Origin of the sequence: Idiomarina sp. 29L (assembly GCF_004123135.1) — a bacterium.
Taxonomy (GTDB): domain Bacteria; phylum Pseudomonadota; class Gammaproteobacteria; order Enterobacterales; family Alteromonadaceae; genus Idiomarina.
Genome location: NZ_SDJS01000003.1, coordinates 306,088 through 331,799, shown reverse-complemented (window position 1 = coordinate 331,799; position 25,712 = coordinate 306,088). Strand labels below are relative to the sequence as shown.

Here is a 25,712-nt window from a genome sequence, read left to right as displayed (position 1 = left end):
TTGTCATTGTTGTTTACTGTCAATTGGTCGCATATTGTACCGTCAAGCGGGCGTAATGTGCCACTTTTTGCGCCACTTTTGCACCGCAAAGGCCAGTATCTCATCGATTTTTCGCGTTTCACTGAGTTCATGGGCATCAATACCCAGATAATTCAGCGCTATTAACAGGTTATTTGATGCGTTTTGGCTGTTGATTGCTGGCGCGTGATTTTGTTTACTGAGCTTGCGGCCATCGTCGGATGTGACTAACGGTAAATGCATCATTCTGGGCTGGGCGCTAGTAATATGCTGCCATAAAGTAAGCTGCCAAAAGCTTGGTACAATCAGGTCGCTGCCGCGCACAATATCGGTAATGTCTTGCTCAATATCATCAACCACCACCGCTAGCTGGTATGCGTATAAGCTATCACGACGTTTGACGACAAAATCTTCTGCGCAGGTATTTGTATCGCCGTGCTGTACCCCAAGTGCGCGGTCATTAAATTGGTTAACAGGGGCGCTGTTAATGTAACGAAGTGCGTAGGGGGTAGGACGTGGTTGGCGAGTGCGGCAATAGCCATCATAAATACCACCGCGCTCACGAATGGCCTTACGTGAACAGTCGCACTGGTAGATGAAACCTGCAGAGGTTAATGAGTCGATGTAGCTTTGATAAACCTCGTCACGTTCGCTTTGGAAAATAACGTCGCCGTCCCAGGTGAGTCCGTGGGCTTCAAGTTGCCCGAGGATAATATCGGCCGCACCGGGAACGGCGCGAGGTTTGTCGACATCCTCAATGCGAACAAGCCAATGGCCATGGTGTGCATGAGCGTCCAGGTAGCTACCAACCGCTGCTACTAACGAGCCCAAATGTAAAGGCCCCGACGGGGTCGGGGCAAATCGGCCTCGATACATGAGCCCTTAGGCTCCTGTCATCTGTTTCTCTTTCATTTCTGCGAGAGTTTTACAGTCAACGCAGAGATCCGCTGTTGGGCGTGCTTCTAAGCGGCGAATACCAATTTCTATGCCGCATGAATCGCAAAAACCGAAGTCGTCGTCTTCAATTTTTTGCAGCGTTTTCTCTATTTTCTTAATCAGTTTACGCTCGCGGTCACGAGTACGCAGCTCAATGCTGAACTCTTCTTCTTGTGCTGCGCGATCAACAGGATCAGGAAAGTTCGCCGCTTCATCTTTCATATGATGCACGGTGCGGTCAACTTCCTGACGTAACTGACGACGCCACTCTTCCAGAATACGACGAAAATGCGCACGCTGCGCGTCATTCATGTACTCTTCGCCCTGCTTCTCCTGATAAGGCTCCAGGCCGGCTAGTGCCAGAATGCCATGGGTTTTCTTTTCCTTGCCTTGAGGCATTTTGGATCTCCTAATTCTCTAAAACTAGAGTGCTCTAAAAGCGTGCGTTTAAAAAAGGACGCTACATATACCAGAAAGGGATCAGGTTGGCAACGCTATTCCAACGACTCTTTTGCTCAAAATTTAACTCAATACCGCGAGTTATAAGCGAACCGCAACTGGTCTCTCCAGTCGAATTTCTTTTTCGTTTATGGCGCATTTAACCGCGTAAAATTCGACACCGTGTTCCGCCGCTTTAATACAGAGTTCTGCGTATTTTGGATCGATATGTTTAGCTGGACTGACCGATTCAATACCGGTGTGCATGACCATATAGAGCTGGATGGCTCGGTCTCCTTGTCCGACAACTCGCATGAGCTCATTCAAATGCTTATGTGCGCGCTGGCTGACGGCATCCGGGAAATAGCCTCTTTCTTTCTCGGCAAGTGTCACACTTTTTACCTCGACAAAGCACTCTTTGCCATTAGGGTCTACGCCCCACCAGTCGATGCGACTACTTTCCTGTCCGTACTTCTTTTCAGCCCTTAGTTCAGACCAGCCGCTAAGCTCCGGTATGAGTTCGCTGTTTAGCAGCTCTCCGGCGAGCGTATTCGCACAGCCGGTATTCACCGCAATAAACTCTCCTTCTTTAGTTCGTGATAACTCCCAGGTATGTGAGTACTTACGTTTTTTGTTGTCAGAAAGACTGCAATATGCGTCGAACCCAGGCTCAGCACAGCCCGTCATTGCGCCTGTGTTCGGGCAATGAACCGTTGTTATTTGTCCATCGCCAAAGTCAATATCGGCCAGAAAGCGTTTATAGCGTTTTTCTAAAACTCCCCGGCGAAGGGGCTTGTTAAATTGCATCAGAGACCTCATAACTCTAAAGTAACTGAAAGCAAATTATCGAGAGAGGTTGAGAATGTCCAGCGCACTAGCGGTTTACTTAACGAATGAAGCACCAGCAGCTCATTGGAACCCGAAGTCAAATGTCGTCTTTGACGGCGATGCCGCCAAAATAGTTTTGGTGGACGACGAGTATGAGAATTTGCGGCGTATTCAAAAAGCCGGGCGAACCCTCGACAACAACGGCGTCATAAAAGTAGCAGTATCTGGTGACGGCTGGGATATGGAGCGTCAATGGGCGCTTTATCAGGGTTTTACATCAACGCTTTCGAAAAATGATGTGGTATGGCACACAGACGACAAAGAAGCGGCGAAGCACCTCGATGCGATGCGTGATGCAACACGATTTAGCCGTGAGCTCACCAACTTACCGGCCGAAGATATCTATCCTGAAAGTCTGGCAGAACGTGTCATTGAGCACTTCAAAGGGTTAGCACCCGATGCAATCAGCGCAGAGTTTATTAAAGGTGAAGCGCTGAAAGACGCAGGCTGGATGGGAATTTATACCGTGGGTCGTGCCAGCCAGCATGCACCGGGCATGTTGGTACTCGATTACAACCCAACGGGTGATGAAAATGCACCGGTCGACACCGCACTGATTGGTAAAGGGATTACTTATGACAGCGGTGGTTACAGCATTAAGCCAAGTGAAGGCATGCTGTCAATGAAGTGTGACATGGGCGGTGCAGCAACGGTCACTGGTGCATTGTCGTTAGCGATTCGTCGTGGTTTGAATAAACGCGTGAAGCTGATTCTCTGCTGCGCAGAAAATATGATTGATGGTCGAGCGTACAAGTTAGGCGACATTATCCGTTATAAGAACGGTTTGACCGTAGAAGTGGTGAATACTGACGCTGAAGGTCGCTTGGTGTTAGCTGACGGGTTGCAGGCGGCTGGCGAATTCGGCGCGAAAAATATTATTGATGCCGCTACCTTAACGGGCGCCGCTCAAATGGCTGTCGGTAATGAATACAATGCGCTGTTCAGTGTTGATAACAGTGCCGCCGAGCGCGCATTGAAAAACGCCGATAAAGAACACGAATTGCTGTGGCGTTTGCCGTTAGCCCCTTGGCACTCAGAGAATTGCCCGTCAGCCTTTGCTGATACAGCGAACAGTCGTCCGCAAAAAGGTGGCGGTGCTGGCGGCGCAAGTAACGCGGCCGGTTTCCTGTTACGGTTTGCGCCTGAGCAAGGTAAAGGCTGGCTTCACTTTGATCTGGCCGGTGCTTACCAGAAGTCAGCGACAGGTATGTGGGCAACAGGTGCGACAGCATTAGGCGTCAGAACCATTGCCGCCACCGTTCAAGGTGACTGATTGGGTATGACATTGCCCGTTGAAAACGTGCTGCCGGCGTTAGCGCAATGCTTCCCGGCAGCACGTGTGGTTTTAGAGGCACCGCCTGGTGCCGGTAAGTCCACCTATTTACCCCTTTATTTGCTTCGAGAACAGTTGGGCACAAGTGGTATTACCGTTATGTTGCAGCCGCGGCGGGTTGCTGCTGTCAACGTTGCTAATTACCTGGCCAAGCAGTTAAATGAGCCCGTTGGCGAAACCGTTGGCTATATTGTTCGCGGTGAAACGAAACGCGCGAAGACGACCAAACTCATTGTGGTGACCGAAGGCGTATTAGTACGCTGGTTACAGGAGGATCCTGAGCTTAGTGATATTTCGACACTGATATTCGACGAATTTCATGAGCGCAATTTACACAGTGATTTAAGCCTGGCGTTAGTGATTGACGCATTGCCGTTGCGTGAGGACTTAAATCTATTGATCATGTCTGCAACATTGCCGGCAAAAGACATTTCCGAATGGTTGTCTGGATATTGCGACGGCGTCACGACACTGAGTAGCGAAGGACGCAGCTTTCCAATAGATATTCAATACCGAGCCCCGAAACAGCGAAGTGAGTGGTTACTGCATTTGCCCAGTGTCATTGTCGAGGCTTTAGGAAATGCCGACAAAGGCGTGCTGGTGTTTCTGCCGGGTATCTACGAAATTGAACGAGTGCAACAAGCATTGAGCTCTCTGTTGGCAACTGATGTCGGTGTTTATACCCTGCATAGCCGGCTGTTACTTAAAGCGCAGCAGCACGCGTTAAAAGCCAGTGATGGTAAGCGCATTATCCTTGCGACTAACATAGCTGAAACCAGTTTAACCATAGAGGGCATTGATGTGGTAGTGGACAGCGGACGTGAACGTCGAGCAAACTTTTTGCCGGGTTATGGCATGAACCAGCTGACCACGCACTTTGTATCCAGAGCGTCAGCAACGCAGCGAGCCGGTCGGGCCGGGCGCTTACAGCCCGGAACCTGCTACCGGGTTTGGTCTAAAGCAGACGAGCACGGCCAACCTGAGTATGCGGCGGCTGACATAGAAACTCAGGACGTAACGTCAGTGGTGCTGGAAGCCCTGAAATGGGGAAGCTCAGTGAGTGAACTTGCCTGGTTTACTCCGCCTAATCCGGTGCACTGTCGTGTTGCTGAACAATTTTTATCGTTAACCGGACTTTTGCACGACAAGCAACTGACTGGTAAGGCAATGTCATTGGATACGGGGACTGATGTACGGCTTGCCCTCATCTGTGCCGCCGCAAACGAGACTGGTGATAAGGAGGCCAATAATAATGTGAAGGCGGCTTGTGCCCGCGCTCTGGCGACGTTAGAAGAGCCGTCATCACACATTAAAACGGTCAACATTCTTGAAAGTACTCAGCAACATTATCAGCAGCGCCAGTCACTGAGCCGCTGGCAAAGACGTTGGCAGTACTGGCTACAACGTTTGCGGGTGGCGGAGAGTACGGCAGCAAATGACGAAGGCGTTGAGCGACTGTTAATAGCAGGCTTTCCTGACAGACTGGCAAAATACAGTGAGGCGAAAGGAAGTTTCCAGTTGGTTACCGGTGGGCGTCTGACGCCCGTTGATGAGTTATTGAGCCAGCCTCAGTGGGCGATTATTTTCGAGGCCACCTTTCAAGAAGGAAATAGCACCGGAAAAGTGCGGAGTTATGTTGAAGTATCCGACATCTCTGACGCGATAGACGCTGCCGGGTTAGCTGTGTCTGAAACCCATTCAGCTGACTGGCTCGGTAATCAACAAACCCTGACTCGTGTTAGGCGCCAGGTCATCGGTGCATTGACACTCTCTGAAGAAAAGCTAGACGGAAGCGTGAGCCATGAAGAACGTTGCCAGGCATTTTCGGAGTATCTTAATAAAAAAGGTCTTGAAACACTAAATTGGTCCCGAAAGGCAAATCAACTGTTGGCACGCATGCGTTTGTTACAGTCAGCTACCGGAGAGCTAAGTGACTACTCACTATCGACTGAGGGGTTGCTGTTTCAACTAGATGCTTGGGCTTACCCCTATTGGGATTCAGTAAAATCATTGTCGCAGTTGCAAGCCTGGGATCCCTATGAGGCGCTAACCTATTGGCTTAACTACGACGAGAAACAACGACTGGACAGCGCCTGCCCGGAACACTGGCAAACACCGACACAACGTAAAATCTTTATAAATTATCTGGACGGAACCCCGCGAGTTGAGGTGAAATTGCAGGAAATGTTTGGTGTAAAAGATTCGCCACGAATTATTGATGGCCAGCAGGTAGTATCGGTAGATTTACTCTCTCCGGCGGGCAGGCTGCTGCAACGAACCAATGACTTACACAGCTTTTGGGATAACGCGTATCAGGAAGTCCGCAAAGAAATGCGAGGGAGTTATCCGAAACATCCATGGCCGGAAGACCCGATAAACGCCGAGGCAACTTATAAAACCAAAAGGCAAATGCAGTGATAAAACGTCAATGGTTAAGCTATTTATTCTGGACCAGCGTCAAGATTGGCGTGGCGGTCGCGGTGATTGTTGCTGTGTATGCGATATACCTTGACGCTAGTCTGTCTAAGCATTTTAAAACGGAGCGCTATCAAGCTCCGGCGCTTGTCTATGCTGGTGAGCTGCGTTTATACCCCGGTTACCCAATACAGCAGTCGGCACTCGTTAAAACGCTCGAACGCATTGGCTATAACCGCAGTAACGATACCGAGCAGTCCGGCTATTATTCGGTGGGTAATAGCAGCGTTATGGTGCACCGTCGTCCTTTTGATTTTTCGGACGGCCCGCAAATGTCCAAGCGGGTTCAGATCAATTTTGTGAATAATCGTGTGGCGTCTATTACTTCCTGGCCCAGCGGCCGAGAGCTGGAGAGTTTCCGTTTAGAGCCTGAGCTTATCGGTCGTATCAGTACCCTAAGCAAAGAAGATCGGTTATTGGTGGGGCTGGAGGTGGTGCCTAACTTACTGATTGAAACGTTGCTTCAAGTTGAGGATCGTAACTTTTATCATCATCAAGGTGTTTCGCCGTGGGCAATTTTACGTGCGTTGGTAGCAAACCTAAAAGCCGGGCGCACCGTTCAGGGCGGCTCAACCTTAACGCAGCAGTTGGTCAAAAACCTATATCTCACTCGTGAACAAACGTTATGGCGGAAATTTCATGAGGCCATGATGTCGCTGGTAATCGATTACCGCTTTGATAAAAACACCATCTTAGAAACCTATTTAAATGAAGTGTATTTTGGTCAAGACGGCCGCAACGCTATTCACGGCATTGGGCTGGCCAGTCAGTTCTATTTTGGTAAGCAGGTTCAGGAATTGTCAGTCGACGAAGTGGCCTTGCTTATTGGCATGATAAAAGGACCGTCATATTACGACCCCAGACGTTTTCCTGAGCGTGCGCAGGAGCGAAGGGACACCGTGTTAAAGGTGATGTTTGATCAGGATCTTATCGCTAAACCGACTTATGTCGCTGCGGTACAACGACAATTAGATGTTAGAGAAAGCCGGCGTTTAGTGGAGCATCCGTACCCTCATTACATGGATATTATTAAGCGTGAAATGAAAACGCTGACGCTGCCAGATGACTGGCAGGATACGGGCTTAAAGATATACACCCATATGAATGTTAACGCCCAGGAAGCGGTGCAAAAGTCGTTGGCGGGCAAGCTTAAAGAGGATGACAGTGCGCTGGAAGGGGCTATGGTGGTTGCTAATTACCGTCAAGGGACGGTAACGGCTTTAGCGGGAGGACGTTTGAGTCAAACCGTTGGGTATAACCGCGCAATAATGGCGCTGAGGCCCATCGGCTCGCTTATTAAGCCAGTGATATACGCAACCGCAATGCAGGAGTCTGGTATTGGTTTGCATACTCCGGTGGTCGATGAGGCCATTACACTTGAGGACAAGCAAGGTAAGCAGTGGCAACCGCAAAACTACGACAAGGAATTCAAAGGTAGTTTGTTGCTTTATGAGGCGTTGGTTGAGTCACGTAATATTCCGGCGGTGAGAGTGGGCGTAGAAGTCGGCGTGGATACCGTCGTTGACTACATGAGACGACTAGGCGTTGTCACTCCTTTGGAAGCCTATCCTTCGTTGACGTTGGGCTCTGCGTCGCTGACGCCGTTTGCAGTCACACGAATGTACAGTGCACTGATGAACGATGGCCGCTTTCAGCCGCTCTCAGCGATTTCGTCTATTACTACGCATCAGGGCGATGTTTTATATCGGGCCTCTGAGAAAAATGGAGAGCAGGTGTTTGACGCCAAAGTCGCTTATCTGACGAAGTTTGGTTTGCACGGTGTCGTTGCCGAGGGCACAGCGAGCGCCTTACAACGAGTGCTTGCTGGACAGAAAGTTGGCGGAAAAACCGGTACGACGAATGATTACCGGGACAGCTGGTTTGTCGCTGTTGACGGTGAACAAGTCGTGACCGCCTGGCTGGGACGGGATGATAACCAACCGACAGGCCTGACAGGTAGCAGCGGCGCCTTAAGAGTCGTTGCTGATTACTACGAACGTAAACCGCCGTTAAGTATGGCGTTGAATGTACCCGAGCCGCTGAAGATGCAGCGCTTTCATGAACGGACAGGGCAGCGCATACCGAATGATTGTGGAAATGGCGAACTGTTGCCTGCAGAAGAAATACGCTTGCCGGATAACATAACCTGTGAGGGCAATATCGAGGAGAAAAGTTGGTGGGACCGCCTGTTTGGAGGCTAGTCCCACCGGGTTATTCGTTATGAGTGCTGTAGTTTTACTTCAGTTGAGTAAAGGCTTTTTCCGCCGCTTGTAAGGTCTTCCCAATGTCATCTTCAGTGTGTGCCGCTGACATGAAACCGCCTTCAAACGCAGAAGGTGCAAGGTATACCCCTTCATTCAGCATAGCGTGGTAGAACGCTTTGAAATGCTCCATATTGCATTGGGTTGCCTGCGCATACGACGTCACCTCCGGCTCTTCAGTAAAGAAGAAACCAAACATAGAGCCGGCACGATTCGTTGTCATTGGCACGCCCGCTCTGTTGGCGCGTTCTTGTAGACCATCCACTAACGCATCGACGCGTTGGTAGAGTTGATCGTAAAGCCCAGGCGTTGATAACTGCTGTAACGCAGCTAATCCTGCGGACATTGCGACAGGGTTCCCTGATAGTGTACCGGCCTGATAAACTGGACCAACTGGCGCAATGTAGTCCATGACTTCTTTCTTACCGCCAAAGGCACCCACCGGCATACCACCACCAATCACTTTTCCTAAGGTGGTTAAGTCGGGAGTAATGCCATAGCGCTCCTGAGCGCCCCCCGGAGCGACACGGAACCCAGTCATGACTTCGTCAAAAATAAGAACCGAACCGTATTCGTCACAAACGTCACGCAGACCTTCTAAAAAGCCGGGAACGGGCGGAATACAGTTCATATTGCCGGCAACTGGTTCAACGATAATACAAGCGATATCGTCACCGAATTCTTTAAATGCTTCTTTAACTGAATCGATGTCGTTGTAGTTCACGGTCAGTGTGTGTTTAGCCAGGTCTTCTGGAATACCCGGTGAGTTTGGAACCCCTAAGGTTAACGCGCCAGAGCCTGCTTTCACCAACAACGAGTCAGCATGACCATGATAGTTGCCTTCAAACTTCAGAATTTTGTCACGGCCGGTGTAGCCACGCGCTAGGCGGATAGCCGTCATGGTGGCTTCGGTGCCGGAGTTCACCATACGAACCTTTTCAATCGACGGTACGATTTTGCGAATGGTTTCCGCCATAGTGATTTCAATTTCCGTTGGCGTACCAAAGCTTAAACCACGTTTTGCAGCCGCTAAGGTTGCTTCTAAAACGGCAGGGTGGTTGTGCCCGAGAATCATTGGCCCCCATGAGCCAACGTAGTCAATGTAACGTTTACCGTCGGCATCAATCATATAAGCGCCTTCTGCGCTTTCAAAAAATATCGGTGTGCCACCAACGCCGCTAAAGGCTCGAACCGGCGAGTTAACGCCGCCGGGAATGCTAACTTGTGCTTGCTTGAATAAATCTTCTGAACGACTCATGCCGCAGTTACCTCTTTATAGTTGGCTTTTTTCGCTGTACCAGATGACATCACATTCGTGTTTGTCGACCTGGTCAACCACGCCTAATGTCAGTGCAAATAGCGCCATACGAATGAGCACTCCGTTGTCCGCCTGTCTGAAAATAGCCAGGTTTGGGTTCTGGTTGAGATCATTGTCGAGCTCGTTCGCTTCTGCTCGTGAATCTCTGGGCAACGGGTGCATAATGACGGTATTGGGCTTGTAATGCTTAGTGTAAATATCCTGATTTAAACGGAATTTACCGCGATATTGATCAGCGTCTTCGGGACTGGCGAAACGCTCTTGCTGGATGCGAGTCTGGTACACAATGTCGGCATCAACAATGCCGTCGACTTTTTCCGTGATAGTCACCTGATGACCGGCGCTATCCAAGGTGGCTAATACCGACTCAGGCATCGACAGTTCACGCGGAGAAATCAGCGTGAACTTAATGTTTTTATACATGGACAGCAGTGTCGATAACGAGTGAACCGTACGTCCATACTTTAAGTCACCAATCATGCAGATGTGCATGTTATCGATGCTCTGCTGGTGATAAGCCAGTTCTTTTTCGATGGTGTACAGGTCGAGAAGTGCCTGAGTTGGGTGCTCATTAGCGCCGTCACCACCATTAATGACCGGTACCCGGCTACCACTGGCAAACTCTTTCACCGAACCCGATTTCGGGTGGCGCATAGCGATAACGTCGCTATAGCTGCTGAGCACGCGGGCGGTGTCGTAGAGAGATTCGCCTTTGGCAATCGCTGAGCTTTCCATGCCGGTCGTTTCACGAACTTCGCCGCCGAGCAGGTTAAAAGCGGTGCCGAAGCTTACCCGGGTACGTGTTGAAGGCTCGAAGAATAAGTTGCCGAGAATAGCACCGTCCAATACTCGGGTTCGTTTTTTACGACGAGCATAGGGTTGCATTTTATCAGCAACGGAAAAGATATAATCGATACTGTCTCGGTCGAACTGGTTGACTGAGAGAATGTTGGAACCGGTGAAATTCATCAATAGGTGCGCCTCTGCCGCCGAATGTCACTGGACGCACACTATAGCAAAGTCAGCACCGTTTTAGAATCTAATACGGCTTCACCACGGCTAAAATAATAATCGCGAAAAGCGCCAGAACCGGCAATTCATTAAAGACCCGGTAGAAGCGATGACTTTTCGTATTTTTACCGTTCTTAAAGTCCCTCAATAATTTGAAGCAGTAGCCGTGGTAAGCGTATAAAAGCGTGACCAAAACCAGTTTGGTATGCATCCAGCCACTAGCGGCAAACCATTCTGAACCGTAGGCAAAAATAAGTACCAGACCAAAAACTAAGGTTAGAATGGCAAAGGGTGTGACGAAGAACAGTAAACGTCTTTCCATTACGCAAAACTGTTCGTGTACTGCAGGTTTGGCGTTCATGGCGTGATACACAAACAGCCGGGGCAAGTAAAAAATTCCGGCGAACCAAGCCACCATAAAGGCAATATGCAGTGCTTTAACCCATAAAATCCACGTCATGCTAACTCTCTTTGTAATGCTTTACGGACGGTTTCCCAAGTCACTATGCCGCACGGATGTTCGCCGTTTGATTCATAAATATACACCGCACCACGGCGTTGTTGTCCAATTTCATCGTACACTTCAGCCAGTGTTGAGGTGATGCGCAAACCTTTAATGGGTGTATAGCTTAAGCTGGGGCTGTCACCAGCGGTAATATCATAGGAGACAAGACGGTACAGAGGCTGGTTGTCTTCATCCACCGACATGACGATAACCGTTTTTGCCTGGGCGGATTCGAGGGAGTCGACCAACTCATTCTGAGTGGGCTCAAGTAATAGTTTAAAGTCTGTTTCCATGACGTTTTCGACGCCGGTCTTCTGCAGCGCTACGTGCACAGGAGACAGTTGGTAGGGCAGATCCTGCAACTCCAACTGAGCGATAAAAATTGATTTTGATTTAAACAGCTGACTGGATATCAGATAAGCCGGGACAATCACCATCATTGCCGGAATAATGATTTCCACACTGCGTGATAACTCAACAATCGCCAGAAGTGCCGCCATAGGTGCGTGAATGCAAGCTGCCAAAATACCGGCCATGCCAAGTAGAATGAAACTGTCAAAAGACAAGGCTTGTTGAATGCCTAATACATCTACCGCGCCAACGAAAACTGCTGCAATAATGGCTCCAATACCAAACACCGCACCAATTAAGCCGCCCGGAATACCCATGCCAAGTGCAATAGCTGCCGCAAATAGCTTGGCAAGCAATAACGTGGTGAGCAAGGACATTTCGCCCTGGTGATTAAGTACCTGCTCAATAGCGGTTAGTCCGGGACCTAAACTGGTTGGAATAATAACGGCCAGAGAAGCGGTAATAATGCCTGCGAACAGAAGCCGGGTTAGTAAGGACATGTCTTTGACTGTATCCATAACATCCAGCATGAGCTTTTTAAAAATCACACCGACGACGCCCAGCACTACGCCAAGAATGACGACCCAGGGCAATTGAGTGGTGGGAATGTCCTGTGCCGACAACATGGCAAGTTCAGAAGCGACGCCAAAGATTTCTTCTGTTATTAATGAGCCCGCTACCGCTGACAGCATGACCGGAATGAACACGTGAACTTTGTATTCGCGCAGAACCACTTCCATGACCAGCACCATGGCGGCGAGAGGTGTATTAAATGAGGCTGCAATAGCGGCCGCAATACCGCAGGCGGCTAGTGTTCGTAAGGCGTTCTTAGGGGCGTCAACATGAAAACCCAGCCAAGTGGAGGCTGCGGCGCCTAAATGAACCGCGGGACCTTCGCGACCAACACTGTAGCCCGCAATAAGAGCAATAATACCGCCCAAAAACTGGTTAACGGTGCTGCGCCAAGGGAGCATCCCGTAATGCTGCTTCATGCGATGGATGACATAGGGAATGCCCATACGCACGTAGCGCGAACCCGATAAACGAAAAATACCGTAAATAAGTAATGCGGCGGCAATGGGTATGATAAAACGGAGCGTTGTTGGCAAGGGTTCCTGCCAGTAAGTGTCGTTACCAATGAGATGAGCGCCGTACTCAATGGCAAAACGGAAACCGGCAATCATTAATGCGGCGAGCACGCCCCCGGCTAACCCCAACAAACAGATAGCAATTGTTGTTGTCGGCATGGCCAACTGCTTGCGTAATTGCTGTCTTAATAAAGGCGCCATTTAATGTTGTTCCTTACACTAAACCAAGGCTCAAGGCTTGCATATTTATCAATAACATATCAGCATAAGCGGCTAATGGAAATGAGCGAGTATTATGAAGCTGTATTTTAATCTCAAATATTGGCAAAAGCGTATCGGCAGGCTGCCAACTTTTTTGGCGGTGGCGGGTTTAGTCGTACTTTTTGCCTATTTAGCTTACCTTGCCGGCGTTTGGCATGCGAACTCGTTGAAAGAAACGGTCAGAGAGCAGTCCAATCAACTGGACGATATGTATAAACGTCTGGAGCAGATGGAATATCAGCGCCACGTAATGCAAGTGGAACTGGATATTGAGCGCTCATCGAATCAAAGCTTGCAGGACGAGTTAACGGCACTACAAAATGACAACTATGCCTTGCGCCGGGATCTCGCGTTTTACCAGAAAATAATGGCACCCGAGTTACAGCAAGGTGGGGTTACTATCGACTCCATCACGGTGACACCGAACCAGGCCGAAAAACACTTCCATTTCTCGTTGGCGGTTCTCCAGATTGAGCAACGTCGGCGTTTCGTGGAAGGGCGGGTCGCTATTGATTTAGTGGGGCGAGTTAACGGCGAAAAGCGCCGTTTTGACTTGATGAAGTTAGCCAACATTGGTGCCGATGAACGTAACTTCACCATGCGTTATTTCTCAGTATACGAAGGTGATTTTTTCATGCCTGAAGGGCTTGTACCTGAGCGTATTGATGTGTCGGTTACATTAACCGACGGAGGACGTGGCACGTTAAATCGTTCGTTCTTTTGGAAAGACATTCGAAAAGGTCAGCCGGCAACGAATGTCAGGACTGACGGCGATACTTGACCAAAATAGTCAGGTAAGAGAAAATGCCCACAGAGTTCAACGAGGGTGAAACACTATGAGCAGTTCTGCGGAAACAGCGGTACCTATTGAGTTTACCGAACAAGCCGCAAAGAAAGTGAGCCAGCTGATTGCGGAAGAAGAAAATCCGAACTTGAAGCTGCGCGTCTATGTGACGGGCGGCGGTTGTTCAGGTTTTCAATACGGCTTTACCTTTGATGAAACCCCCAACCCGGGCGATATGCAGGTCGAAAAAGAAGGTGTGACTTTATTGGTTGATCCAATGAGCCTCCAGTATCTTATGGGTGGCATTGTTAGCTATGAAGAAGGCTTGCAAGGTTCGCGCTTTTTCGTTGACAACCCGAATGCCACCACCACTTGTGGGTGTGGTTCAAGTTTCTCTATCTAAGCCCTCCAAAACACTCGCTTAAGCTGAAACCAGCACGCATTTGCGCTAAAATAACCTCACCATTTGTTGTGAGGTTTTTTTATGAGTGCATACGCTGAACACATTAAAACCGTTTGTGAGCGCTTCGATAAGGCACTGGCAGATACAGGTTTTGACTCAACTCTGATTTACTCAGGTCAGCCACGCGTTGATTTCCTTGATGACAACGCACCTTCGTATCGAGTCAACCCATTGTTTAAATACTGGGTACCCGTCACAGAAAGCCCGAAAAGTGCGATTTTTTATCGCAAAGGCAGTCAGCGCCCAACGGTGTATCTATTTCAGGCAAAAGACTTTTGGCACGCACCGGTCAATGTACCGGAAGAAGAATGGCAGCAGTATGTCGATTTAAAAATTATCGATGACCTTACTATTATGACTGACGATATCGGTAGCGATCTTGCCAATGCAGCCTTTATCGGTGAAGACTTCGCAGAGCCTGTTCACAGCTGGAATGTAAAAGCTCGTAACCCACAGAACTTAATTGATCACTTGCACTTTCACAGAGCTGTAAAAACGGAGTGGGAAGTCGAGAATTTGCGCGAAGCCAATAAGCTGGCCGCGAAAGCGCATGTCGCTGCGAAAGAAGCCTTCTATGCTGAGAAAAGTGAGTTGGAAATTCATCATGCCTATTTAGCGGCAATTGATTTTCGTGAGTCACAAGTGCCTTATAACAGCATTGTGGCTCTGAATAGCCACTCAGCAATTTTGCATTACGATGTGTATGATACCGAGCCACCTAAGCAGTTTCGCTCTTTCCTGATTGATGCTGGCGCACGTTATCGTGGCTACTGCGCTGACATCACGCGTTCTTATGCGTATGAAGAAGGTTTTTACGCTGACTTAGTAGAAGCGATGGATAGTGCTCAGAAAGAGCTATTAAGTGAAATTAAGCCGGGCGTTAATTACTACGACTTACATGTGTCTATGCACCTGAAAGTAGCCAAAATTCTGAGTGACTTCGGATTTATTAATGGCGATGCACAAAGTATTTACGACAAAGGTTACACCAGTGCCTTTATGCCTCACGGCCTGGGTCACTTTATTGGCTTGCAGGTTCACGACGTCGGGGGCTTCCTGAAGTCTGATGATGGCAGCAGTTACGAGCGTAGTGAGCGTCATCCGTTCTTGCGTTTGCTACGTGATGTTGAAGAAGGTCAGGTGTTTACCATTGAGCCAGGTCTCTATGTTGTTGACCAGTTGCTCGAAGAGCACAAAGACAGCGACGACATTAACTGGGATAAGGTTGACGAGTTACGACCTTATGGCGGTGTTCGTATTGAAGACAGCATTGTTGTCGGTAAAGACGGAAACAACGAGAACCTGACTCGTGACGCTTTTAAAGCCCTGGGGGCTGAGTAAAGTTTAAGAAAATAGAGTTTTAGAACCAAGTACAACCGGGGCCACCGCACCTGTGACAGCAGGGTGGTTCCCCGGTTTTTTATGCTCATAGCACCAACCTAACCAGGCAAACGCCATTGCCTCAACCCATTGAGGATCAACACCAAGCTCTTGCGTCGTTCCGCATATCGTCGAACCGAGGCGTCGGGTAATTTCTGTTATGAGCAGTTCATTGTTGGTACCGCCGCCGCAAAAGTAAACCTGCTCAGGCTTGGTGGGTAAACCGTTCATTTCGTTACTTAACGTTTCGGCGGTAAGTGCGAGCAAGGTTCTTTGAACATCTTCAGCTGTGTAGCTCGCTTTGAGAAGCGGTTCTAAATACGCCAGGTTAAACTCTTCACGGCCAGTACTCTTTGGTGCTTTGCGGGAAAAGAATGGGTGTTGTAGTAACACATTTAACAGCTCTTCTATAACCTTGCCCTGACTCGCTAAGTGACCATTCTCATCGTAGCTTTTGCCTGCATTGCAGTGTTGTATCCATTGGTCCATCAAGGTATTGGCAGGGCCTGTATCAAAGCCAAGTAGCTGTTGCTGAGGGCCTAACCACGTGATGTTGGCAATGCCACCTAAGTTAACAATAGCGACGCTTTTCTCTGGTTGGGCGAAAATGTGCCTGTGAAACGCCGGGACTAATGGCGCGCCTTGACCGCCAGCTGCGACGTCTTTGCGGCGAAAGTCATGTATGACGTCTATTTGGGTGTTAAATGCCAGCCTGGAAGGATCACCTAACTGCAGCGTGTAAGGCGAACGATGACCGGGTTTGTGACGAACGGTTTGACCATGACTGGCTATGGCTGTGACATTTTCAGCCGGCACATGAGCTTTACTCAATAACTCCTTTACGGCAGCAGCAGATTGCTCAGAAAAAAGTACATCCAACTCAGCGAACTCATCGGCACGCCATTGGTCACTCACGCTAAGCTGTAAGAGCCGATTGCGCAGCTCAAGTGGAATAGGGAAGCTAAGGGATGCATTTAGAGCAGGCTTTCCGTCAGCGTCTATCTGAACCAGCACGGCGTCAATCGCGTCCATGCTGGTTCCTGACATTAAGCCAACATAAAGCTCGGACATTATCTCATTGCCAAATAAACACGTTTATTGTCGTTTAATACCGCAATAATTTGGTCGGCTTGCTGGCGGAATGCTGGCAGCTCTGACTCGGCCAGAGATTTCGCCTGTGGCAGCTCCACTGTGCGAGGGTTTCTGTGAACGCCATCAACCAGGAATTCGTAATGTAAGTGGGCACCGGTTACCCGGCCTGTTGCGCCGACACGACCAATTACCTGGCCTTGTTTAACGCGATCGCCCGTTCTGACGTGCTTGCGACTTAAATGTAAGTATTTCGTCGTGTAGCGTTCGCCGTGCTGCACAAAAATGTAATTACCATTTAAATGGTTATAGCCAGCCTGAACTACTTTACCGTCACCAGAAGACATAACCGGTGTGCCGGTTGATGCTGCGTAGTCAATGCCGTTGTGCGGGCGCACACGGCCGGTCACCGGATGCAGGCGACGTGGGTTAAAACTTGAGCTTATATAAGTAAAGTTAACCGGCGAGCGTAAAAATGTTTTACGCATTGCACGCCCATTTGGCGTGTAATACTGGCCATTGTCATGCAATATGGCCTGGAAGTGTTCGCCCCGGTTGACGAACTCGGCAGCCAGTATTTTTCCGTAGCCAACAAACTCACCGTCGACGTAATGCGTTTCGAATAACACACTGAACTCATCGTTTTTGCGTAAGTCGAGGGCGAAGTCGATATCCCAACCGAAGATGTTGGCGATACGCATAATTTGGTTGTCGGTCAGTCCGGAACTAATACCGGCATTCCAAAAACTTGAGTCAATTACCGCATGTGCAAACTCGGTACGCACTTCAACGTCCTTAACTTCAACTTCCGCGACAAAGCTGTCTTTTTGACGAGTGATGATGAGTGTGTCGGTGCCGTTAATGTCGTGCGTTAATTGGACTAGCTTCTCATTTGAGTCTGTCGCGAAGCGCAGCAGGTCGCCAGGGTGTACCTTGCGCAGCAGCTTGGCTTCTTCACCCGACTCCGTGACGCGGTAAAGCTCTTGTGCGCTAAAACCTAACTTACTGAAAATGTCGGCCAGATTATCGCCAGACTTTATTTGATAAGTTTGCCAGTGAAGCTCTTGAGTGGCGCTTTCTTCATTATTGGCGTTATTATCAAAGGCCAGTTCCAGCTGGTAGCGCTTACCCGGAACAAGTTGGTCAACGGAGGTTGTATTTTTAGATGCCGTTGCTGGCTCTGAAGGAATCACCAACAAAATTAATAGAGCAACACTAATCGCGCTGATTAGTATTTTATGAGAATGCGGAAGTTGCAGGAACATCCGCTGCATTTGAGAAACTACTTTCAATGTCATATTTAGCGCACTTTAGAACAAACTTTCTTTATTATGGTTACCCCTGTAAGCGATACACAGGGTGTCTCGTTTACGACCTCAGAATAACCTTATGGTTTCGAGGATAATACGAAAAAACGCAGAATACCAGTTTCTGAGCTTAAAACAGTGTTAAGAATGGCGTAAAATACTCGGTTTGACCGGGTAATCGATGGAGAGGTTTGATGAAAACAGAAGTGGCAGAGGCTATTGCTGAAATTACACGTGGTGCCGAGGAGGTACTGCTGGAACAAGAGCTGGCAGAGAAGCTGGAAAGCGGCAAGCCTCTGGTTGTTAAAGCTGGTTTTGACCCCACTGCTCCTGATTTGCATTTAGGTCACACCGTGCTTATCAATAAATTGCGGGTGTTACAGGACTTTGGCCATAAAATTGTTTTCCTCATTGGTGACTTTACCGGCATGATTGGTGATCCAACGGGTAAAAATGTGACTCGTAAACCCCTGACACCGGAAGAAGTGGCTGCTAACGCTGAAACCTATAAAGAGCAAGTGTTTAAGATTCTGGACCCGGAAAAGACAGAGATTCGCTTTAACTCGGAGTGGATGTCGAAAATGGGGGCTGCCGATATGATTAAGCTGGCTGCCCGTCAAACCGTTGCTCGTATGCTTGAGCGTGATGACTTCAAAAAGCGCTACCAAAACAACCAGTCTATTGCGATTCACGAATTTCTGTACCCATTAGTTCAGGGCTGGGATTCTGTGGAACTGAAAGCGGATATCGAACTCGGCGGCACCGATCAGCGTTTCAATCTGCTAATGGGTCGCGAGCTGCAAAAAGAAGAAGGTTTGCGCCCCCAGACCGTCATTATGACGCCGCTGCTGGAAGGTTTAGATGGCGTGCAGAAAATGTCGAAGTCGCTGAATAACTACATTGGTATTACTGAATCCCCCAACGATATGTTTGGCAAGATTATGTCGGTTTCTGATGAGTTGATGTGGCGTTACTTTGATCTTTTAAGTTTCCGTTCCATTGCTGAAATTGATGGTTTGAAAGCGGATGTAGCAGCGGGTAAAAACCCACGTGATGTCAAAGTACTGTTGGCGAAAGAAATTATTGCGCGCTTCCATTCAGACGACGCGGCCGACAAAGCAGAGCAGGACTTTATTCAGCGTTTTCAGAAAAACGCCCTGCCAGATGATATTGAAGAAAAAACGATAGCCGTCGGTGCTGAAGGCATGGGCATTGCTAATGTGCTAAAAGAAGCGGGGTTAGTTCAATCCACATCGGAAGCATTGCGAATGCTCAAGCAAAATGCTGTGAAGCTGGATGGTGAGCGTTTCACCGACAAGAACTACGTATGCACAGACAAGGACTCGGGTGTCTACCAGGTCGGTAAACGTCGTTTTGCGAAGCTGACGCTGACAGCTTAAGCAGACACTCCCCGAATAAAAAAACGCCGGGTACATCAGTAACCGGCGTTTTTTATGCTTGATGGTTGAGTGCGAATTACACTCTGAAGCTCTTAATGGAGTCTTGTAATTCGTCAGCAAGTTTAGCCACTTCATTGGAAGCCTGGGCTGTTTGCTTAGAGCCTGAAGCGGTTTGCTCGGCAATAGAAACAATTGACTCAAGTCGCTCACTGATGTCGTGCGCAGTGCGGCTTTGCTCTTGTGCTGCGTTAGCAATGTGGTTACTGCTGTCAGAGGCTTGATGCACCGATTCAGTAATTGATTGTAGTGCCTGGGCTGCTTCGTCTGACTGTTGAACGCTCAGCTCCGCCTGTTCGCGACCCCGGTTCATAACCTCTACTGCGCGCTTCGAGTCAGTCTGTAAGCTCTCAATCATGTCCTGAATTTCTTCAGTAGACTCTTGAGTGCGACTTGCCAGCGTTCTCACTTCATCCGCAACTACCGCGAAGCCCCGGCCTTGCTCACCGGCACGTGCGGCCTCAATAGCTGCGTTTAGTGCCAGTAAGTTGGTTTGGTCAGCAATACCGCGGATAACGTCCAGAATGCCACCGATGTTACTGCTGTTTTCAGACAGCTGATCGATAACCTGAGAGGCGCCCTGAATTTCGTGAGCCAACTGCTCAATGGTAGAGCGGTTCTTATCTGAAATTTGACGAACACGCTTAGCTTCGTCATCAGAGTGCTGAATTTCACGAAGAGCTTGATCCGCGCCGTCAGCCATTTCACTGGCGGTATTGTTCATTTCTTGGGTTGCCGTCGCGACCTGCTCAATTTGACGACGTTGCTCATCAATGGCGTTCGTGGTTTCGTCTGACACATTTGACGACTGCTCAGCTGCAGTTGCCAATTGCGTGGCGCGATTGGCAATGCCTTCAATCAGCTTACGCAAGTTGACCGTCAGTTTATTCGTATTGGTGGCAAGCTCACCGAACTCATCCTGGGCATCATAGTCAACACGCTCAGTTAAGTTACCTTCAGCCATAATATTCAGCATATGATTAACGCGGGACAGCGGACGACTGATGCTGCGCACAGTCAGCCAGGAAATAAGTACGGCCAGCGCAATAGAGATAACCGTGATAATGCTGTTTATCCAACTGCTGGTCGAAATTGAATCCGCGGCTGAATTACGGCTGTCTTCAGCGATATTACGGACGCTAGTCTGAAGCTCATCGGTTTGCGTCATTAACGTATCTGACTGCTGCTGCGCTTGTTCGAGAACTCGACCTGCATCGACACGGCGTTGTTGGCGCAAAATAACATTGTTTGGATAAGAACCTGGACCTTGCAGTTTATCAATTGCGTTACGAACAGTTGTTACCGCATCGTCTACCATTTGTTCTGCGCTACCGGTTGATTCATTGTCTAACGCTTCAAGACGCGGACGAATGCTGTCTATATTGATATCAATTTCGCTTTTAATAACGTTAGCGGAGTCGAGGTCACCGGCTTTGTTTAAGTCATACATTAAGGTAATTAAACTTGATAGTGATGACTCTATGTTGCTGGCTTCACGCGAAACCACTTCGCTATTCGACATGTCCATTGTGTCGAGCAACATGATAGCGGCATCGTCGATGTTAAAAGCAATTTCGTCAAGCTGTTCAGAAGTGGTGCCGCGAAGCTCTAAGTATTCACGCTGATAGTTAAAGAGTTGGTCAATGAGGTCAACGTACTGAGTGACTGACGCTTCTGTACCGTTTATGAGCGCACTTTGACCTTCGCCTTTAATTAATTGCTGAAGATCATTCAGGGAGCTTACCAGTGAGTCACGCGATGCATCAAATTCACCACGATAGGAATCGATAGCTGATAAGGACTCTGCGTAATAGGCTTCAAGTTGCAGACTGGCAAGTTCGAGTGTATCGACCTTAATGGCAGCAACTTCGTTCAGTGCTGGCATGGCTTTGTCGTTAACGTTGTCGACGGATGAGCCTATACTGTTGATGTTAAACAGTGAACTCAAACTGATGACGAGTAAGAGCAGGGTGATGATGGCAAAGCCACCAATTACTCGCATAGCAACCGTTATTTTCATGAAATTTACCTCAGCACAGCAATGATTATATTTGTCTTCTAAGCCTTAAACGCATTTTGATAATAAAAGTTATCACTATTCAGGTCGTAAAGCGTCATATATTGTCCCCAAACACATCCGGTATCTAACGCAACAATGTTCTGGCGATGGGTTTTGCCCATTAACGCAGCCCAATGTCCGAATAATAGCCGATAGTTGTTGCTTGACCAAAAGTTAAACCATGGCTGCAAGTCATCCTGTGACGAATGTTGATTCGGATCATCCTTGCGAGTTAAATCAAGTTCACCATTTGGGTGACAATAACGCATACGCGTAAATGCGTTCACTATAAAACGGTATCGGTCGAATCCGCTAAGACTTGAGTCCCATTTTGAAGGCTTATTACTAAACATGCTTTTAATAAAGTGTTCAAAGTCAGTGCTTTTCAACGCATCGGAGACCTCGTCAGCGTGAACCTGAGCTTCATCGATAGACCACCAGGGGTAAATACCCGCGTGTGAAATCACATTGGATTCACTTAATTGATGCATCAACGGTTGGTTTCGCAGCCAGTCTACCCAGTCTAACTTCTCGGATGCGGTTAAAATGCCGTTGAGCTTGTCATTACGCTTCGCTTCTCTATGGCCCAAAAGAACAGCGACCAAGTTGAGATCGTGATTGCCCAGTACTGAGTGAACCGAGTGCTCATTCTTGTAGAAAAACCGCAGTGCATCAGCTGAGTCCGGGCCTCTTGCAACGATATCACCAACACACCAAAGCTGGTCCGTGTTATGACTGAAACCGACGGTTTCCAGTAACGCCATGAGCTCGCGATAACAGCCTTGAATGTCACCGACTACGTAAGTGGCCATAATTAGTGAATAATATTGGGGATAGCGAGACGGAAAGACGGGATATCCGCCTTAAACTGGTCGCCGTTTTCATCGAGCATTAAATAATGACCTTCCATGGTACCAATGGGCGTCGCTAAAACGGTACCACTGGTGTAGCTGAAAGACTCACCAGCCTTTAAGATCGGTTGCTGCCCGACAACACCGTCACCAGCGACTCGGGTAATCTTATTCTCAGCATCGGTAATGCGCCATTCTCTTGCCAACAATTGCACTTGTTGAGCTGTCGAGTTCGTAATGGTGATGGTATAGGAAAACACATATTGCTCAGACTCGGGCGAAGACTGTGCCGATAAGTAGTGCGTATTGACTTCAATCTCGATAATGCCTGCCATAAATTACTCAGCCTGCTCGGTTAACCAATCTGAAAGTTTGCAATAGTCCTGGACTGACAGCGTTTCTGGTCTAGCTGATGGGTCAATGCCCAACGACTCTAACTGCTCAGCGGGTATCAGCCCTTTGAGGTTATTTCTTATTGTTTTACGACGTTGGTTAAACGCTGTCAAACACAAACTGTGCAATTGTTTGCGGTCTTTAACCTGGTAGGGACTGGTCTTATAAGGCGTTAAGCGAACCACCGCTGACTCTACTTTCGGCGGTGGGGTAAACGCCGAGGGTGGCACATAGACAACCGGAGTTACCTCACATGCTTGCTGCACACCGACGCTAATGCGGCCGTAGTTTTTTGAGCCTGGCTCCGCCGCTAACCGGTCAACCACTTCTTTTTGCAGCATAAAATGCATATCTTCAATGCTGTCTGCAAAAGACAGTAAATGAAAGATAAGTGGCGTCGAGATATTGTAGGGCAAGTTGCCAAATACACGAGCTGGTTTTTCATCGGTAAATTGACGAAAGTCCGTTTTAAGCGCATCCGCTTCTATAACGTCCAGTTTTTGATTTAAAAACGGGTGCGTACGCAAGCGCTCAACCAAGTCTCGGTCAATTTCGACAACTTTCAAATAACCGCTACGATCAGCCACCGGCTCGGTCAAAGCGGCCAGGCCTGGGCCAATTTCAATCAAGTTTTCACCGGGCTCCGGATTAATGGCATCAACAATTTCTTCAATAATGCCTTCATCATTTAAGAAATTCTGACCGAAGCGTTTACGGGCGCGGTGTCCCAAATGAGTTTGGGAGTGGTTTTGGTGTTTACTCATAATAACTTGCGTTTGCCATATCAATAGCGGTTTGTATTGCCAAGCGGCAGCTACCGTCGTTTATATTGCCTGTGCCCGCTAAATCGAGCGCGGTACCGTGGTCAACTGAGGTTCGAATGTAGGGCAGGCCGAGCGTAATATTGACCGCTTGTCCGAAGCCTTTGTACTTTAAAACCGGCAGCCCCTGATCATGATACATAGCGACAACGGCGCTGGCGTCGTCTAAGTATTTGGGCTGAAAAATAGTATCTGCGGGATAAGGGCCGTGTAAGTTCATGCCTCCAGCATTGAGCGTTTCGATAACCGGAGCAATGGTTTCTATTTCCTCATGGCCTAAATGACCGGACTCACCGGCATGCGGGTTTAAGCCGCAAACTAAAATTTTGGGATGAGTTTCGCCGAATTTTTGGGTTAAGTCGTTGTGTAGTATCGTCAGGATGTTTGTTAGTCGTTCTTTAGTAATTGCTTTAGAAACGTACGCCAAAGGTATGTGTGTGGTGACTAAAGCGACGCGTAGGCCCTCGGTTGCCAGCATCATAACAACGTCGTTACAGTCTGCTTCGTGAGCTAAAAACTCAGTGTGTCCGGAAAAAGCGACGCCGGCCTGATTAATCACCCCTTTGTGAACAGGGCCGGTCACGATGGCATCAAATTCACCCGATAAATTGCCATCGGAAGCACGTTTCAAACAATCGACCACATAATGACCATTGTCAACGGTCAGCTCACCAGCCGTCACAGGCTCACACACAGGTAAATGCTCAACCCATAAATGACCGGCCTCGTGCTTAGGCACTTTTTGGCCTTTTTGGTACTTATGGAATGTCACTGGCAAGTTCAGAAGTTCTGCTCGCTCGCGCAGCATATTTTTATCAGCGCAAACGACAACAGCAGCCTCCAGGGGCTGCTGCGCCACTTTCAATATTAAATCCGGGCCAATCCCGGCGGGCTCGCCCGGAGTAAATATCAGCGTTGGATAATTCACTCAGCAACCCGTCTTATGTAGGCTTGATCGCGCATTTCCTGTTGCCAGTTGTCCAATTCCTCACGGAACTTACGGCTAAACAACATCTGGTAAGCGCGCTCTTGCTTGCTTTCGTTGGTTGCATCGGTCGTGCGTCTGTCTGTCACTTCCACTATATGCCAGCCAAACTGAGTCTTGAATGGCTCACTAATGGTATTCGCTGGAATGGTTTCGACTTTTTCTTTGAATTCAGGTGCGTACTTATCCGGTCGTGCCCAGCCTAAGTCACCGCCACGCGAAGCAGAACCTGGATCAGAAGAGTGCTCTTTCGCTAACTCTTCAAACGTTTTGTCTCCGGCAGCTATTTGCTCGCGGAACGAATTCAGCATTTCCTTGGCTTTATTGTCGGACAAAATAACAGACGGCTGAATCAGAATATGGCGTGCTTTGACTTCTTCAACTTCAACGGTTTGCTCGCCGCGTTTGTCCTGAACTTTCAGAATGTGGAAACCAACACCACTGCGAATAGGACCAACGACATCTCCGGCTGATTTTCCTTCAACGGCTTCAGCGAACAACGTTGGCATACTATTAATTGTCATCCAGCCCATGTCACCGCCGTCTAATGCCGCCGAGCCTGACGACGAACGTATTGCCAAGTCAGAAAAATCGCTTCCTTCGTCCAGCAGTCGTAACACGGTTTCAGCGCGATCTTTCGCTTTTTCCAGCTCGCTTTGCGATGAGTTAGAGTCTGCGGATATAAGAATATGTCCCAAACGGTATTCAGTTTGAGTGCTTTGGTTACTGTCTATTAGTTTAACCAGGTTATTGATTTCTTGCGGAGTAATCGAGACACGCTGCTGTACAGCCGCTCGTTGAACCTGCTGAATGGTAATTTCGTTGCGAACATTTTCGCGGTAGCTAGCCCAGCTAATGCCATTGTCAGCCATTTTCTGGCGTAGCTCATCTACGGTCAGGTTTTGCTCTTGAGCAATGCCGTTAATGGTTTGCTCGAGTTGTGCATCACTCACTTCGATACCCATGCGGTCGGCCATTTGTAGCTGAATTTCCTGCAATATTAGTCGCTCAATCGCTTGGGTTTCCAATACTTCGTCGGAGGGGGCATTAGCAGAGTTGAAGTTGTTACCTGCTTTTACCTGTTGCACCAGTTGGTCAATTTGGCTTTGTAATACAACACCGTCGTCAACGACGACAACAACCCGGTCCAGAAGCTGCTGTGCCTGAGTTGTGTTACTGACCAGCAATGGCGTTGCCAAAAGCATTGCCGTTGCAAAAAAAGCTACCAATTTTTTCATTC

The 25,712-nt window shown here is 48.6% G+C and carries 22 protein-coding genes; 7 read left to right on the top strand and 15 right to left on the bottom strand.

Annotation, left to right across the window (positions count from 1 at the left end):
- Positions 1-42 precede the first annotated feature (42 nt).
- The 3 genes from gluQRS to sfsA all read right to left on the bottom strand — a co-directional run bounded on the left by gluQRS (position 43) and on the right by sfsA (position 2,199).
- Positions 43-894 (bottom strand): tRNA glutamyl-Q(34) synthetase GluQRS, encoded by an 852-nt coding sequence (gene gluQRS / locus EST55_RS08960; RefSeq protein WP_129497209.1) that lies wholly within the window; start codon positions 892-894, stop codon positions 43-45.
- Between the two features lie 6 nt (positions 895-900).
- Entirely contained in the window at positions 901-1,353 is a 453-nt protein-coding gene (gene dksA, locus EST55_RS08955) for an RNA polymerase-binding protein DksA (RefSeq protein WP_053953875.1), read from the bottom strand.
- A gap of 141 nt (positions 1,354-1,494) precedes the next feature.
- Positions 1,495-2,199 carry a DNA/RNA nuclease SfsA gene (gene sfsA / locus EST55_RS08950; RefSeq protein WP_129497208.1) on the bottom strand — a complete coding sequence of 235 codons (705 nt, stop codon included), beginning with the start codon at positions 2,197-2,199 and terminating at the stop codon, positions 1,495-1,497.
- A gap of 55 nt (positions 2,200-2,254) precedes the next feature.
- Between sfsA and pepB the strand changes: the two genes are divergently transcribed.
- From pepB to mrcB, 3 genes are read left to right on the top strand one after another with little or no spacing between them, the layout of a single operon-like run.
- Positions 2,255-3,553, top strand: coding sequence for an aminopeptidase PepB (gene pepB, locus EST55_RS08945; RefSeq protein ID WP_129497207.1), 1,299 nt, complete (start codon positions 2,255-2,257; stop codon positions 3,551-3,553).
- 6 nt (positions 3,554-3,559) lie between these two features.
- Positions 3,560-6,031 carry an ATP-dependent helicase HrpB gene (gene hrpB / locus EST55_RS08940; protein ID WP_129497206.1) on the top strand — a complete coding sequence of 824 codons (2,472 nt, stop codon included), beginning with the start codon at positions 3,560-3,562 and terminating at the stop codon, positions 6,029-6,031.
- Entirely contained in the window at positions 6,028-8,289 is a 2,262-nt protein-coding gene (gene mrcB / locus EST55_RS08935) for a penicillin-binding protein 1B (protein WP_129497205.1), read from the top strand. Before hrpB ends, mrcB begins: the two co-directional genes overlap by 4 nt.
- A gap of 34 nt (positions 8,290-8,323) precedes the next feature.
- Here mrcB and hemL read toward each other — a convergent pair whose 3' ends face one another.
- The 4 genes from hemL to EST55_RS08915 form a co-directional block, all read right to left on the bottom strand.
- Positions 8,324-9,607 carry a glutamate-1-semialdehyde 2,1-aminomutase gene (gene hemL / locus EST55_RS08930; protein ID WP_129497204.1) on the bottom strand — a complete coding sequence of 428 codons (1,284 nt, stop codon included), beginning with the start codon at positions 9,605-9,607 and terminating at the stop codon, positions 8,324-8,326.
- 15 nt (positions 9,608-9,622) lie between these two features.
- Positions 9,623-10,636 carry an aspartate carbamoyltransferase gene (locus tag EST55_RS08925; RefSeq protein WP_088767433.1) on the bottom strand — a complete coding sequence of 338 codons (1,014 nt, stop codon included), beginning with the start codon at positions 10,634-10,636 and terminating at the stop codon, positions 9,623-9,625.
- Between the two features lie 70 nt (positions 10,637-10,706).
- Complete coding sequence (gene hemJ / locus EST55_RS08920) at positions 10,707-11,138, bottom strand: protoporphyrinogen oxidase HemJ (RefSeq protein WP_129497203.1); 432 nt, start codon at positions 11,136-11,138, stop codon at positions 10,707-10,709.
- Positions 11,135-12,823, bottom strand: a complete 1,689-nt coding sequence (locus EST55_RS08915; RefSeq protein WP_129497202.1) for a chloride channel protein — start codon at positions 12,821-12,823, stop codon at positions 11,135-11,137. Before EST55_RS08915 ends, hemJ begins: the two co-directional genes overlap by 4 nt.
- A 94-nt stretch (positions 12,824-12,917) precedes the next feature.
- On the opposite strand from EST55_RS08915, the gene EST55_RS08910 reads away from it, so the two are divergent.
- From EST55_RS08910 to pepQ, 3 genes are all read left to right on the top strand, one after another.
- Positions 12,918-13,664, top strand: coding sequence for a DUF6776 family protein (locus tag EST55_RS08910; RefSeq protein WP_129497201.1), 747 nt, complete (start codon positions 12,918-12,920; stop codon positions 13,662-13,664).
- 55 nt (positions 13,665-13,719) lie between these two features.
- The gene (gene erpA, locus EST55_RS08905; RefSeq protein ID WP_053953885.1) at positions 13,720-14,070 is read left to right on the top strand and encodes an iron-sulfur cluster insertion protein ErpA; all 351 of its coding nucleotides are present in this window, start codon (positions 13,720-13,722) and stop codon (positions 14,068-14,070) included.
- An 81-nt stretch (positions 14,071-14,151) separates the two neighbouring features.
- A complete protein-coding gene (pepQ, locus tag EST55_RS08900) occupies positions 14,152-15,471 on the top strand; it encodes a Xaa-Pro dipeptidase (RefSeq protein WP_129497200.1) in 1,320 nt (439 codons plus the stop codon).
- Positions 15,472-15,474: 3 nt separating this feature from the next.
- Here pepQ and EST55_RS08895 read toward each other — a convergent pair whose 3' ends face one another.
- Both EST55_RS08895 and EST55_RS08890 read right to left on the bottom strand, forming a co-directional pair.
- Positions 15,475-16,581, bottom strand: a complete 1,107-nt coding sequence (locus tag EST55_RS08895) for an anhydro-N-acetylmuramic acid kinase (RefSeq protein ID WP_129497199.1) — start codon at positions 16,579-16,581, stop codon at positions 15,475-15,477.
- Positions 16,581-17,897, bottom strand: coding sequence for a peptidoglycan DD-metalloendopeptidase family protein (locus EST55_RS08890; protein WP_129497198.1), 1,317 nt, complete (start codon positions 17,895-17,897; stop codon positions 16,581-16,583). Before EST55_RS08890 ends, EST55_RS08895 begins: the two co-directional genes overlap by 1 nt.
- Positions 17,898-18,100: 203 nt before the next feature.
- Here EST55_RS08890 and tyrS point away from each other — a divergent pair, with 203 nt between their 5' ends.
- Positions 18,101-19,306 carry a tyrosine--tRNA ligase gene (tyrS, locus tag EST55_RS08885; protein ID WP_129497197.1) on the top strand — a complete coding sequence of 402 codons (1,206 nt, stop codon included), beginning with the start codon at positions 18,101-18,103 and terminating at the stop codon, positions 19,304-19,306.
- 76 nt (positions 19,307-19,382) lie between these two features.
- Here the strand turns inward: tyrS and EST55_RS08880 are convergent, their stop codons facing one another.
- The 6 genes from EST55_RS08880 to surA are packed head-to-tail and all read right to left on the bottom strand — an operon-like array spanning position 19,383 to position 25,710.
- On the bottom strand, positions 19,383-21,383 hold the full coding sequence (locus tag EST55_RS08880) for a methyl-accepting chemotaxis protein (protein WP_129497196.1): 2,001 nt from the start codon (positions 21,381-21,383) through the stop codon (positions 19,383-19,385).
- Between the two features lie 38 nt (positions 21,384-21,421).
- Positions 21,422-22,234 carry a symmetrical bis(5'-nucleosyl)-tetraphosphatase gene (locus EST55_RS08875; protein ID WP_129497195.1) on the bottom strand — a complete coding sequence of 271 codons (813 nt, stop codon included), beginning with the start codon at positions 22,232-22,234 and terminating at the stop codon, positions 21,422-21,424.
- A 2-nt stretch (positions 22,235-22,236) separates the two neighbouring features.
- Positions 22,237-22,608 carry a Co2+/Mg2+ efflux protein ApaG gene (gene apaG / locus EST55_RS08870; RefSeq protein ID WP_088767444.1) on the bottom strand — a complete coding sequence of 124 codons (372 nt, stop codon included), beginning with the start codon at positions 22,606-22,608 and terminating at the stop codon, positions 22,237-22,239.
- Positions 22,609-22,611: 3 nt separating this feature from the next.
- Entirely contained in the window at positions 22,612-23,430 is an 819-nt protein-coding gene (gene rsmA / locus EST55_RS08865) for a 16S rRNA (adenine(1518)-N(6)/adenine(1519)-N(6))-dimethyltransferase RsmA (RefSeq protein ID WP_129497194.1), read from the bottom strand.
- Positions 23,423-24,415, bottom strand: coding sequence for a 4-hydroxythreonine-4-phosphate dehydrogenase PdxA (gene pdxA / locus EST55_RS08860; RefSeq protein ID WP_129497193.1), 993 nt, complete (start codon positions 24,413-24,415; stop codon positions 23,423-23,425). The genes rsmA and pdxA overlap by 8 nt, the downstream gene beginning before the upstream one ends.
- A complete protein-coding gene (gene surA / locus EST55_RS08855) occupies positions 24,412-25,710 on the bottom strand; it encodes a peptidylprolyl isomerase SurA (protein WP_129497192.1) in 1,299 nt (432 codons plus the stop codon). The genes pdxA and surA overlap by 4 nt, the downstream gene beginning before the upstream one ends.
- Between the last annotated feature and the right edge of the window lie 2 nt (positions 25,711-25,712).